This window comes from Niallia oryzisoli (genome assembly GCF_043641075.1).
Classification (GTDB): domain Bacteria; phylum Bacillota; class Bacilli; order Bacillales; family Cytobacillaceae; genus Bacillus_BD; species Bacillus_BD oryzisoli_A.
This window is the reverse complement of the sequence record NZ_JBHZRC010000009.1, coordinates 1-13,047: the sequence shown is the minus strand read 5'-3', so window position 1 is coordinate 13,047 and position 13,047 is coordinate 1. Positions and strand designations below refer to the sequence as shown.

The window sequence follows — 13,047 nt, the reverse complement described above, 5'->3', positions numbered from 1 at the left end:
GGATTTTATGGCGAAAATAAAAAATAAATGATTAATATCACTTATCTTTGGGGAGAAGGTTTGATTCATAAAAAGTTCAAAATTGCTCATTTATGCAACTCTATACAAACAAGAGTTTCATTAAATCTGCATACTTATGGACTATATTAATTAGAATCAAATGAATGAATATGAAAAGGAGATAATAAATGGGAATAAATAAGGAATTAAATTTATTGAAAAAATCTAAATATTATAGCCTAACAGTTAAAATGATTTTTGTAATAGCGCTATCTCTTTCGATTAGTATGCCACTAACAAATTATCTAAACTCATTGATTAGTCATAATATCCACGAAGATTATGCCCTTTACGTAAATACAGCAATAAGTCTTATTATTACAACAATGATTGTTTCAATCTTTATTCGTTTGATCGTCATTTCACCACTAAAGTCACTACTTACTGCAACAATGGACGTAGCTAATGGAAATTTAAACGTGAAAATACCAAAGAAAACGAATGATGAGATTGGCCAATTGATAAATTCCTTTGAGATAATGATTAGAAATCTCAAGGATTTGGTAGGAAAGATTAATGATACGTCTTCTAAAGTGGCGTTATCGGCTGAGCAACTTGCGCTTAATGCTAATGAAGCTAATTTAGTTTCTGCTCAAATTTCAAGCTCAATTCAGGAAGTTGCGGTTGGGACGGAAGATCAAACTAGTGGATTAGATAAAATAGTTGGTGCAATAGCTGATATGCATCATGAAATTAATAAAATTGCTGTTAACACTGAAAAGGTATCTAGACTTTCACAACAAACTATTGGTTATGCCGGAGCGGGGGAGGAAGCTGTAGAAAAGACTGTAGAGCAAATGATTCTAATACAAAATTCAGTACGCGGGTCTGATCAAGCTATTCAGCTGCTTTATGAACGTTCTCGTGAAATTGAACAAATATTGAATGTTATCTCCAATATAGCTAATCAAACAAACTTGCTTGCTTTAAATGCAGCGATTGAAGCAGCTAGAGCTGGTGAAGCTGGGAAAGGATTTGCTGTTGTAGCAACTGAGGTTAGGAAGTTGGCTGAACAATCTAACCACTCTACCGAACAAATTTCCCTACTAGTAGACCATATTCAAAAAGCAACAGATAGTTCTGTATTAATGATGCGAACAGTAATAGAAGAGGTTAAAAAAGGGATATTTATTGCTCGTGATACAAAAGAAAAATTTTCAGTGATTTCAAAATCAACAACTGAAAATGATGATGAAATGAAAAATATTATGTCAGCTACAAAGAAAATATCTCTAAATGCTGGAGAAGTTTCAGATTCCATTGCACATATCACTTCAATTGCAAAAGAAAATAATCAAGCATCCCTCGTTGTTTCTGCTTCTACCCAAGAACAACTGGCATCAATTGAAGAAGTTCATTTATCGACAAAGTCATTATCTTCAATTGCAAATGATTTAAAAATGTTAACTCAAAATTTCATTATAGAATAAAAGCTATTATTGAGATATCTAATTACTTTTAATATGTATATTACAAATTTCATGCCTTTTTCCTTTAGAAAAAGGCGGTTTGTTATGTATCAAGAAATAAAATGAGGAAATGATAAATACCATAAGTGTATAACAAACAGACTAAACTTATAATTAGGTCTGTTTGTTTGTCTTTTAAGTTCATAAATGTATTATATTCTAATAGTAAATTATGCAGTTTTTATGGATTGTCACAAAATGTTGCGAGATGCTTTTTCTTTTTTTTAGATGTGAAGTAGCTCACACAAATAATCCATTTGAGTCCTTATGATAAGAATTAATCTAAAAGGAGGAACAAAAAATGAAAAAACTGAAATTAAACTTAGTTACATTATTTATCATACTGGGGGTATTTCTAGCAGGTTGCAGCACTGGTTCGAATCAGGACTCTGAATCAACGGAAAATAAAAAAGAAGAAAATTCCCCTTCAACCGAAGCGACAGAGGATAAACAATCAGAGAATCCAAGTATTCAGTATTATTTCACAGCTAATGAGGGAGGAAGCATCTCGAAAATCGATGCAACTTCTAATGCAGTAGTTGATCAAATTGACGTAGAAGGTGCTGTTCACAATGTTCAGGTATCCCCTGATGGGAAAATCCTTGGTGCAACCGTTGTACCAGAAATGAATCATGGCAGTGATTCAATGGAAATGAAAGGACTAGCATTGTTCTATGACAGTAATTCAAATGAACTTTTAAAAACTGTTGAAGTTGGTAATCATCCAGCACATATAGTGTTTACAGAAGATGGAAAATATTCTTTAGTTACAAACAATGAAGATAACAATGTTACTGTTATAGATACGGAAAACTTTGAGGTAACTCAAACAATTAATACAGGAAAAGGACCACATGGTTTTAGGATTTCTGCAGATAGTCAAAAGGCTTATATTGCAAATATGGGTGAAGATACTGTCAGTGTATTAGATTTAAAAGCAATGAAGGAAGAAAAGAAAATAACAGTTGGTTCTACTCCAGTTACTACAGCGATTACATCAGATGGTAAAACACTTGTTGTTACTTTAAATGCAGAAAATATGCTTGCAATCGTTGACTTAGAGACTGATCAAGTAGAGAAGGTGCCAGTTGGCATTGGGCCTGCTCAAGTGTATATTGATGCTAAAAATCAATTTGCGTTTGTGGCGAATCAAGGTACTGAAGAATCACCATCCAATTCAGTTTCAGTTGTTGAGTTAGCTTCAGGAAAGGTAACTTCAACGATTGAAACAGGGAAAGGTTCACACGGAGTGGTGACGAGCCCTGATAACAAATGGTTATATGTAACGAATATGTTTGAAAATACAGTCTCTGTTATTGATATAGCACAAACAAAAGTAATTAATACCATTGATGTGGGTGAAACACCAAATGGAATTACCATAATGAAAAGTAATAAATAATTTTGTATCTCCATAAAATCTCCATTTTTTCTTAGTATGATATAGAAAATGATAAGGAGTGATATTCTTGGAATGGTTACAATATTTGGTGTTGTTGATTTGTCCATTGATGATGATTTTCTGTATGAAAGGTCATGGACACGGTCATAAGCATAAGGATCACGAATCACATTGTTCAGAGGATACGAATACAAAAATGTCCAAACTGGAGTTTGAGAATGAAAAGCTTCGAAATGAAATAGAGGCTCTTTCATCAATGGTGAAAAAGGGATCCTAAAACAAAAGCCGTTGCCTATTGAAAAGGCAGCGGCTTTTATCTTAATAAAGAGCAAGTAATTATAAATAATTTATTTAAATTAACTAGTTCTGCATAAAATCTCGATATTATTGGTGTAAGTTATAGTTGTTGAACTATTTATTCAGAAATGTAAAGAGGTGAGGGTATTAAATGGAGAATATACAACCTTTAAATAGAGTGGCCATTGAAATAGGACCATTCACAGTATATTGGTACGGTATTATTATTGGGATGGGAATATTATTAGGATGGATACTAGCAACAAGAGAGTCAAAGAGATTAGGACTTCCCCAAGATACTATTTCAGATCTGTTGCTTTGGGCGATCCCGATTTCAATTATTAGTGCTAGAATATATTATGTATTTTTTAAATGGGGTTATTATTCTCAAAATCCAGGAGAAATTATTGCTATATGGGAAGGTGGAATCGCTATACATGGTGCTTTAATTGGAGGAACGATAACCGCGATTTTATTTGTAAAAAAGAAAGGAATTTCATTTTGGAAACTAGCTGATATTGTTGCGCCAAGTATTATTCTTGGTCAAGCAATTGGTCGCTGGGGAAACTTCATGAATCAAGAGGCTCACGGAACTGAAGTAACAAGGTCTTTCTTAGAAAAACTAAAACTACCGGACTTTATTATCAATCAAATGTATATAGATGGAGCTTATTACCATCCTACCTTCTTATATGAATCACTTTGGAATTTAGCGGGATTTGTATTGTTACTTATTTTAAGAAAATTGAATATGAAGCGTGGAGAACTCTTCCTTTTCTATGTGATTTGGTATTCAATTGGAAGATTCTTTGTAGAAGGTTTTAGAACAGATAGTTTGATGTTGACAGACTCCTTAAGAATAGCTCAGGTCATTTCATTACTATTAATTGGAGTATCAATACTTCTAATTTGGTTTAGACGTTCGAAAGGCTACGCAAAATATCGATATGCAGAAAGCTAAGAGATTTTCTTGGCTAGGAAAAAGCCATTTTTTAGTCCTGAACAACATCAAGCAATTGATATTATCAAAATATATCAAATAACAAATGCTATAAGATAATAAAAGTAGCTTTTGTTATCCTAAAAAACTTTATTCTTATTATTAATATATATTTCAAGGAGTGAATGAAATGGAATGGTTATTGTTGCTAATATGCCCTCTTATGATGATTTTTATGATGTTTGGAATGAAGGGACATGGTCATAAGGAGCAAAATTCTTCAAAAGGTATGGATTTAAAAATGTCCAATTTGGAGCTAGAAAATAAAAAACTAAGAAATGAATTAGATACTCTATCAGCTTTGGTAAAAAAAGAATCATAAAATCAAAAGCCGTTTCCTTTAATAAGGTAACGGCTTTTGATTGTCTTATTATAGCTCTTAGATACCAATTGAAATTTTGTCCAATACACTGGAATCTGTTCCAAATTTACACATAGCATCGCAATCACATCGGAGATCGGAGAAAAGTATATAGGAAATTCTACACATCTGGTTGTGTTGAAAGGAAGGTCTTAACAGCTGTGCTTTAATCTCTTTTTCTCTTTTATTAGGAGCAACTAAATAAAACCTACAATCCTGCCCATTCATTGTTAGTGCTAAATCATAGAGTCTTAAAATACCTGAGTAAATGGAAGTGCTCTTTTCTACTTCAAAGGCACATATAATCTTACCATCTTTATCTAGCCATAAAACATCGATTAGGGATATTGTATCTTTTACTTGGGGCGGAATATCATGTAGTTCTAATTGACGAAGTGAAGATTCACCAAGTTTCTGATTATTCCATTCTCGTTTATGGTCATTTCTTGCAATCCAAACATGGTAGCCAAGAGAACGGCCTAATTTAGATAAATGGTATTGCATTTCTGTGTGATCATTGTTTTCAATTACATCATTAATGACTTCTAAATGTCTCTTCTGATTGGTTTTTTCACGCTTATCTATTTGTTTAAGGATTAACTCGTGATTTTCCTTGATAACAAGTCTTCCAATACCGATTTCAAAGAATAAGCCGCCAATAGCACCAAGATCTTTTGAAAGTAAGGGGCTATAATCTTTATTATAATCCAAAATGATTTCTCGCATCCGTAGATATTCCATCCATGATCCAAGCTTTACTTTTTCGTTAAAAAGAGCGTTAAAGCCATTTACAATTGCTGTATTGAATGGTGGGAAAATAGTGGGATGAAGAAAATATAGTATATTGCCCACAGCTGGACCTAGTCCTTTAATGTTCTTTTCGTGAAGTTTTATAACTTCCTCTATTAATTGATTTTCATTTGTAGTTTGAAGGCAGTTATTAAGGAACCGGGCAAATGATTTTTTGTTTTCTTCATTCTCATATATATCAGGAATTCGAAGTTTCGGTTTCCAGAAAAAAGCATGAGCAGCCCCTTGAAAGACCTGCTTTTGTTCAGCAATTGCCGTGACAACCACCTCCAATGAAGATCCTTTAAAATCATTACCAAAATGGTTATTTTCAATTTCCTCAATTACCTCCATAATACCCTTGCGAATTGTACGAAATGCCTTTAAACGTTCATCATTATTTATAAACCAAGTCTGGTAAACCGACTCAACATCAGCTCGATAGTTTTCAATTAGTTTTTGGAAAAAGTTTTGCATGATAAATTCTCCTTAATGGATACAAAGTTATATATATATCTTAAATCAAAAGTTTGCAATTTTTGTGCAGTTTATAAAAACAAAAAAGACGCCCAATAAGGCGTCCCATATAAAAGTAAGGAGAGGTCAAGCTACTTTACTTTATACATATAATAAAATAAAGATTTGCAGATTTTAAGGAGTTTAATAAAACTTTTAAAAATTATTAAATTAGATGGATACTTTTTTAAGGAATCCTTGTTCTACATTTTTTATGATTAGTTTATCTTTCCCATGATTAACTTGCATTTCTAACAGTGCGTCAGGAGATATTCTTAAAAGTCTACGAATCTCAGCAGGAATAGAAATTCGTCCATTTCGAAAAATGCATTGATTTAGCGTGTAATTATCATGCTTTCTAACAATAAAGATTTTTCCTTGAGAATGGTAAATAAAAAGATTCTGTCCTTCCTTAAAACCTAAAATTCTTTGAGCCTTTATAGGAATTCTTACTTGGCCTGTTTTTAGTAATTTATTAATAAATACCATCTATGGTTTCCACCTTTTTCTTGTTTGTTATATAACATTCCAGTAATTAAATGAACGAAAATAGATATTTTATAAAATAAACCGAAAAAAATAAAATAATTTATATTATATAAAAAGTAGTTTAATCCAGAATAATAACTTTTTTAATAAATAACTTGAAGAATGATTTAATTGTAAAGTAATAGTATGCAGATAATATGAAATTTGATGGATAATTTAATTGGAAATGTGAGGTTAGGCCTTAAAAATGAATTATAGTAACAAGTATAAAATAACAAATATAAAACGTCCGGAATCAGGAAACCTATCCGGAATTCCACTCTGATTACCCCATCTATAAATTATTGGAATTTTTTACACATCTGCACATCTTCTTCAAATTTGAGTATTAAAATAAATAGTAATGTTTATAAAGAATAATTTTGAGAGGGAGTATTTTGCAATATGATAGCTGTTTTTATTTTACTTGGAACTGTCATGTTGTGCTTTTTTATTTTTTCATTATATAAGTTCCGATCATTGAAAAAATGGATATATATTGTGCTATTCATTAACTTTATTATCTATTCCTTTTTAATTTACATGGTTCTCAATGAAGGAGGCCTAAAATTTATTCAGCAACGGTTTTTGGACAGCAATACGAAAATTGAGAAAGCATATGCAGAAAAAATAAGTAAGAGGATAGTAAACGTTATTCCAATTAAGGATAGAGTTTTATTAGATGCTCCTATTATAAATCAATTCCCTGAACTGCCGCGAGGCTGTGAAGTAACGAGTTTAGCAATGTTATTACAATATAAAGGGATACAGACAGATAAGATGGAACTTGCAGAAAAAGTAAAAAAGGATTCTACGCCTTTAAAAAAAGAAAATGGAATGATTTATTGGGGAAGTCCTAATAATGGTTTTATTGGGGATATGTATTCGTACAGTAATCCAGGTTATGGTGTGTATCATAACCCAATAAAAGAATTGGCAGAGAAATTTCTTCCAGGGCAAATTGTTGATCTTACAGGAAAAGATTTTGAAGAGTTGAAGATATTTCTCTCACAAGATATTCCCGTATGGATCATAATAAATACTACATATAAAAAACTTCCGGACAACCTTTTCGAAACGTGGCAAACACCAGATGGAGAATTAAAGATTACGTATAAAGAACACTCTGTATTAATTACTGGTTATGATGAACAAAATATCTATTTTAATGATCCCATAAGTGGAGAGAAAAATAAAAAAGTGATTAAAGAAGATTTTATTGAGGCGTGGAAGCAAATGGGTAACCAAGCAGTTACATATTTACCTGAGTAGAATTTAATAGATAGTTTATTAATAGAAACAACACTAATATAAATTAGGAGCTAATGAAATAAAAGGGGTAATAAAAAAATGTATGAATTCTTTAGCCGAATTAGCAATTTTCTGAGCTTACCGTTCTTAAATATGGTCAGTAGTGCGGAAGGGGTTCCTATTTTATTTGCCTTAGTGCTGGGTATTGTTGGTGCATTGGCACCATGTCAATTTACAGGGAATTTAGGTGCCTTGATGGTCTATGGAAATAAGTCGGTACAAAAACAAATGGCATGGACTGAAATATTATTTTTCATTCTTGGTAAAATCATTGTTTTTTCTTTCCTTGGCTTGATTGTCTGGATGTTGGGAAGCGAAGTAAAATCAATTCTTACTCTGTATTTTCCTTGGATTAGAAAAATAGTAGGACCAATATTAATAGTAATTGGACTTTTTATGCTTAATATTATCAAATTCTATAAGTCTATATCCTTTGGCAGCATCCCTGAACGTTTATTAAAGAAAGGGAATCTAGGGGCCTTGCTTATGGGTGTGAGTTTTACATTAGGATTTTGTCCTACCATGTTTGTATTATTTTTTATTACCCTGATGCCGATGGCATTGTCTGTTTCCTATGGAGCAGTTCTTCCTGGCGTTTTTGCAATCGGGACTTCTTTACCACTTCTACTTGCTATATGTCTTCTATGGTATTTTGGGCTAAGTGGAAAGTTGATGAAAAAGAAGGGTAGAAAGATAGGGTTATTTGTACAAAGGTCGGCTGGAATTATTATGGTTATTTTGGGAATTTTAGATACAATCACTTATTGGGAAATTTGAAATCAATCCTTTCGCTAACTTGAGTTTTATTGATTATTATGAGGGTGTAAGATAACTGTTTTATATGTATAAGTTTCTTTAATCATTCTTTCATTTAAATGATTAGGAGAGCTGAAATTTATACGGGTGAAGTCATTCAAACCAAAATGAAGGGGTGTTGATTTAAATGAAGAGAAAAAGTTGTCCGGAAGAGTACCCAATCACACTGAAAGTGAATGGGTATGAAGTTGCAGTATTTCAGTTAACAAATCAAGATTTGACGGACTGGACCTATGGTTATATGTTTTCTGAAGGACTGATAACAAAAAAAGAAGAAATTCAATCGGTTCATTTTGATCCTGAATGTGGGGAAATTCAATCCATTATAAATAATGAAATAGACATTCAAAGAACATTTTCACAAAAAAAGTATTATACTGCAGGGTGCGGAAGAGGGATTACCTTCTTTTCTATGACAGATGTAAAACAATTTAATAAAGTTGAAAATCAAAAGACTTATAGGCTTAGCTATTTATTGGAAAAACGTTCGGAGTTTGCTAAAAACTCCCCATTGTACCTGGAAACTGGAGGAATGCATGGAGCATGTATTGTCAAGGAATCAGGCGATATAGTGATACGAGAAGATATTGGTCGACATAATGCAGTTGATAAAGTAATTGGCCATGCTGTGCGACAAGGGTTAAATCCAAATTCTCTCTTACTGTTGACTACAGGAAGAATTTCATATGAGATGCTTTCAAAGGCAGCTAAATTTGGTTTTTCAGTTATTGGATCGAGGACAGCTGCAACGAAGCAAGCTATCCAACTAGCAAAATATTTAAACATAGAGATGGTTGGATATTTACGGGGAAAAATGGCTGTTAATTATACAGGCAAAGGAAGGATTATCAATGATATAGGCGACTCCGAATTTGAAATTCAACGATTATAAGTGTTTCACAATAATAAGTGGATCATGCAGATTCTAACATGATTATATCCAATGTCTAATAATATGGGTATTCGTTTAAGGGTGCCTTTAAAGACAGAAGTGGAGAGAAAATAATGGAAATAGCGCTTCTTGGGAATCCAAACACAGGAAAAACATCGTTATTTAATTATTTAACAGGTTCATATGAATATGTAGGTAATTGGAGTGGTGTTACAGTTGAAAAGAAAGTGGGCTTGTTAAAAAATAAAATTGATAAACTTATAGATTTACCAGGTATTTATACTTTAAGCCCGCTTTCAAGAGATGAAGGGATTGTCTCTCACTTTTTTCTATATGACAATGTAGATAAAATTTTAAATATTCTCGATGCATCACAATTAAAAAGGAATTTGCACTTAACCATTCAAATTATAGAATATGGAAAGCCGGTTGCTGTCGGTTTGAACATGATAGATGTTGCAGAGCAAAGGGGAATTCAAATTGATGTTGAGAAACTTTCGTCACTTCTTGGTGTTAAAGTAATACCTGTAATTGCTAGATCAGGAAAGGGATGTGACCAGTTATCAGGTCTGATTACGAATGAATATGATAATTATTCTCATGAAAATCTTATTAAATATGGAAAAGTAATAGAGGAAGCCACAATTAAGATGAAAAGGTTGCTTCAAAAAAATAGTGCTTTTTCGATTGAATGGCTGACAATCCAATTGTTGGAAGGAAATCAATATGTTAAGACATATTTAACAGATTTTATAGAAGAAGAGGTTCTAAATCACTTTTATCATGAAGTTGAGGTTAAAATAAAGCAAATATATGGGGTCAAATCAGTTGATCAATTTATTTATCAAAAAAGACAGGAATTTATAGATGATTTGCTCCGAAATTCAGTTATAGGATTGGAACATAGAAAGGTAACGTTAACTGATAAAATCGATCAAATTGTAACAAACCGCATATTAGGAATTCCAATCTTTTTATTCATGATGTATATCATGTTTATGTTAACGTTTGATTGGATTGGATTTCCGTTATCGGATTTATTGAATGGTATTATTTCAGGTCCTATTACAGCAGGTGTTAAATCTTTATTATCTATTTTAAATGTTTCAGATTTTATACATGACTTAATCATAGATGGAATAATTGCCGGTGTTGGCGGCGTATTAGTGTTTATTCCCCAAATGATTATTTTATTTTTTTTTATTTCGCTTTTAGAGGACTCAGGTTATATGGCTAGAGTAGCACTTGTTATGGATCGAATTATGGAAGGTGTTGGCTTAAACGGTAAAGCATTTATTCCAATGATTATCGGGTTCGGCTGTAATGTTCCAGGAATAATGGCGGCTAGAACAATTGAAACACCAAAAGAAAGATTGTTAACAATCCTTTTGACCCCATTAATGTCCTGCTCTGCACGACTTCCTGTATATACATTGTTTGTAGGCGCATTTTTTACTAAAAATAAAGCATTGATCGTTTTGTCGTTATATGTACTTGGAATTGTTCTTGCATTAGTGTTAGCAAAAATATTCTCAACAACCATTTTAAAAGGAGAACATTCGCTTTTTGTTATTGAACTGCCACCTTATCGTTTACCACAAGGACAAACATTATGGAGAAGTACTTGGGAAAAAGGAAAGGGGTTTCTAAAAAAAGCAAGTACATTCATTTTTGCTGGTTCAGTCCTTATTTGGATATTATCTTACATGGGGACTGCTGGTTTGAACGTAGAGATGGATCAAAGTTTTTTAGCTGCTATTAGTGGTATCATAGCACCACTTTTTGCTCCCCTTGGATTTGGTACATGGCAAGCAGCCTCTTCATTATTAACTGGATTCCTAGCTAAAGAAGCTATTATTTCAACGATGAATATTGTTTATTTTGTACCAGATGAAGCTACGTTGCAGGGTTTACTTGCTTCTCAATATACACCACTAGCTGCATATAGCTTTATCGTTTTTATTTTATTGTATATCCCCTGTTTAGCAACAACCGCCACGATTTATAAAGAAACGGGATCAAAAAAGTGGACTGTTTTTACAATCGTGTATTCACTCACATTGGCCTATATATTATCACTGATTGTGTATCAAGGTGGAAGATTATTAGGATTAACATAGAGGAAAGAGGTATAGTGTAATGATGACAAATATTTTAATAGGTTTAGCTATTTTTGGCTATGCGGGATGGGCATTCATTCGATACATAAAAAAATCTAAAAAGGGTAAGTGTGCTGCGTGTAATAAAGAATCTTAAGGAACTGGTAATTATAAAACCAATAATTGAGAAAAAGTAAACCCACCTTATTTTATGTAAATCTAGATACCTTAATATACAGAGTTGAGTGATACTTTTGTATAAATATCACGTTTACATGGAAAAGTCATTACTATACTTTAAACCGGGAAATGTATTAGCATCTTTCAAACCCATAATTCCAAATAAAACAATTTGGAGGAAAGGGATTACATCTAACCTGTAATTACTAACAAGAAATTTAATAAAGAACAAAAAAAGCGCCTAAAATAGGCGCCTCTCCAGTTAAGAATAGATTAATTTCAAAGGGTAATTAACTTCTTATCTAAGAATAAGAAAGATATTTGCAGAAATTAAGGATTTTCTCCAAAAAATATAAAAAATGAATAGAGCATTTAGTCCATAAATGAAAATAACATTACATAATATAACAGTATATACCTAAATGTGTGTGCAGTTAATAAATAGGCGCTTGGGGAAGCGCCTATCATCAAGTTAGGGGTAACATATAGCATATGTTACAAAAGTATATTAATAAATAAATTTGCAGAACTTAAGGATTTATAACGAAGAAAGATAGATTTATTCGTTCAAAGAGTAACAATAGTGGTCCTGCTTATGTGTTTTAGATTAAATTAATTAATACGGAAGATGACTAATCCCTCGGTTGAAACTGATGGGATTTTTCTTTTTGAGGAAGCTGAGCAAAAGCGAACGTATATTCGATAATTCTTATGTTAATCTCATCTTCATTTCATCTACTTCTAAGAATACTTATTTATTATGAAAGTAATAGTTACTATTTTAATAAATGATTGTTAAAAGAATTATGAAAAACAGTGATAAAAGCGTTTTCAATAATCACTAATGGTACAACCTTTTTAGGATTACCATATGGATACACATCCAAAAGTTAATGTTTAAAAGAATTTATCTTAAGTTAAGGGGGAAAGCAACATGGGAGTGACCAGAAGACAGTTTTTGAAAATTTCTGGTGCTATGGCAGCAACTTTAGCAGTAGTTGAACTTGGTTTTGATGATAAAACCGCAAAGGCAAAATCAAGTGGATTTAAAATTTCCGAATTAACTCCTACACCAACCATTTGTCCTTTTTGTGCTGTTGGCTGTGGAGTTTTAGTGTATGCAAGTAACAGTGATGTCATTTACTCGGAGGGAGATCCTGATCATCCCATTAACGAAGGAACGCTTTGTAGTAAAGGAACAACGATTAGACAAATCTATACATCTGAAAAACGGGTAGAAACACCGAAGTATCGTGCTCCTGGAAGTGATAAATGGGAAGATGTCGAGTGGGATTGGGCGATAGAAAAAATTGCAAAAAATATGAAG

13 protein-coding genes are annotated in these 13,047 nt (G+C 32.4%); 11 read left to right on the top strand and 2 right to left on the bottom strand.

Annotation, left to right across the window (positions count from 1 at the left end):
* Positions 1 to 188: 188 nt before the first annotated feature.
* From ACHUFV_RS20260 to ACHUFV_RS20240, 5 genes are all read left to right on the top strand, one after another.
* Positions 189 to 1,490 carry a methyl-accepting chemotaxis protein gene (locus ACHUFV_RS20260; protein WP_394237304.1) on the top strand — a complete coding sequence of 434 codons (1,302 nt, stop codon included), beginning with the start codon at positions 189 to 191 and terminating at the stop codon, positions 1,488 to 1,490.
* Between the two features lie 340 nt (positions 1,491 to 1,830).
* The gene (locus tag ACHUFV_RS20255) at positions 1,831 to 2,931 is read left to right on the top strand and encodes a YncE family protein (RefSeq protein WP_394237302.1); all 1,101 of its coding nucleotides are present in this window, start codon (positions 1,831 to 1,833) and stop codon (positions 2,929 to 2,931) included.
* 67 nt (positions 2,932 to 2,998) lie between these two features.
* A complete protein-coding gene (locus ACHUFV_RS20250) occupies positions 2,999 to 3,208 on the top strand; it encodes a DUF2933 domain-containing protein (protein ID WP_394237300.1) in 210 nt (69 codons plus the stop codon).
* A gap of 171 nt (positions 3,209 to 3,379) precedes the next feature.
* Positions 3,380 to 4,189 carry a prolipoprotein diacylglyceryl transferase gene (gene lgt, locus ACHUFV_RS20245; protein ID WP_394237299.1) on the top strand — a complete coding sequence of 270 codons (810 nt, stop codon included), beginning with the start codon at positions 3,380 to 3,382 and terminating at the stop codon, positions 4,187 to 4,189.
* 169 nt (positions 4,190 to 4,358) lie between these two features.
* Positions 4,359 to 4,550 (top strand): DUF2933 domain-containing protein, encoded by a 192-nt coding sequence (locus tag ACHUFV_RS20240; RefSeq protein ID WP_394237297.1) that lies wholly within the window; start codon positions 4,359 to 4,361, stop codon positions 4,548 to 4,550.
* Between the two features lie 57 nt (positions 4,551 to 4,607).
* On the opposite strand, the gene ACHUFV_RS20235 is transcribed toward ACHUFV_RS20240, so the two are convergent.
* Together ACHUFV_RS20235 and ACHUFV_RS20230 are read right to left on the bottom strand one after the other, a co-directional pair.
* Positions 4,608 to 5,855 (bottom strand): hypothetical protein, encoded by a 1,248-nt coding sequence (locus ACHUFV_RS20235; protein WP_394237295.1) that lies wholly within the window; start codon positions 5,853 to 5,855, stop codon positions 4,608 to 4,610.
* Between the two features lie 210 nt (positions 5,856 to 6,065).
* Positions 6,066 to 6,383 carry an AbrB/MazE/SpoVT family DNA-binding domain-containing protein gene (locus ACHUFV_RS20230; protein WP_394237293.1) on the bottom strand — a complete coding sequence of 106 codons (318 nt, stop codon included), beginning with the start codon at positions 6,381 to 6,383 and terminating at the stop codon, positions 6,066 to 6,068.
* Between the two features lie 444 nt (positions 6,384 to 6,827).
* On the opposite strand from ACHUFV_RS20230, the gene ACHUFV_RS20225 reads away from it, so the two are divergent.
* The 6 genes from ACHUFV_RS20225 to ACHUFV_RS20200 all read left to right on the top strand — a co-directional run.
* Positions 6,828 to 7,694: a C39 family peptidase gene (locus tag ACHUFV_RS20225; protein WP_394237292.1), complete on the top strand. Its 867-nt coding sequence runs from the start codon at positions 6,828 to 6,830 to the stop codon at positions 7,692 to 7,694.
* Positions 7,695 to 7,772: 78 nt separating this feature from the next.
* Positions 7,773 to 8,510: an urease accessory protein UreH domain-containing protein gene (locus ACHUFV_RS20220; RefSeq protein ID WP_394237290.1), complete on the top strand. Its 738-nt coding sequence runs from the start codon at positions 7,773 to 7,775 to the stop codon at positions 8,508 to 8,510.
* A 166-nt stretch (positions 8,511 to 8,676) separates the two neighbouring features.
* A complete protein-coding gene (gene fdhD, locus ACHUFV_RS20215; RefSeq protein ID WP_394237288.1) occupies positions 8,677 to 9,441 on the top strand; it encodes a formate dehydrogenase accessory sulfurtransferase FdhD in 765 nt (254 codons plus the stop codon).
* A gap of 113 nt (positions 9,442 to 9,554) precedes the next feature.
* Entirely contained in the window at positions 9,555 to 11,561 is a 2,007-nt protein-coding gene (feoB, locus tag ACHUFV_RS20210) for a ferrous iron transport protein B (protein WP_394237286.1), read from the top strand.
* Between the two features lie 19 nt (positions 11,562 to 11,580).
* Positions 11,581 to 11,697 (top strand): FeoB-associated Cys-rich membrane protein, encoded by a 117-nt coding sequence (locus ACHUFV_RS20205; protein WP_394237285.1) that lies wholly within the window; start codon positions 11,581 to 11,583, stop codon positions 11,695 to 11,697.
* Positions 11,698 to 12,654: 957 nt separating this feature from the next.
* The coding region (locus ACHUFV_RS20200; protein ID WP_394237283.1) for a twin-arginine translocation signal domain-containing protein at positions 12,655 to 13,047 on the top strand (393 nt) is incomplete at its 3' end.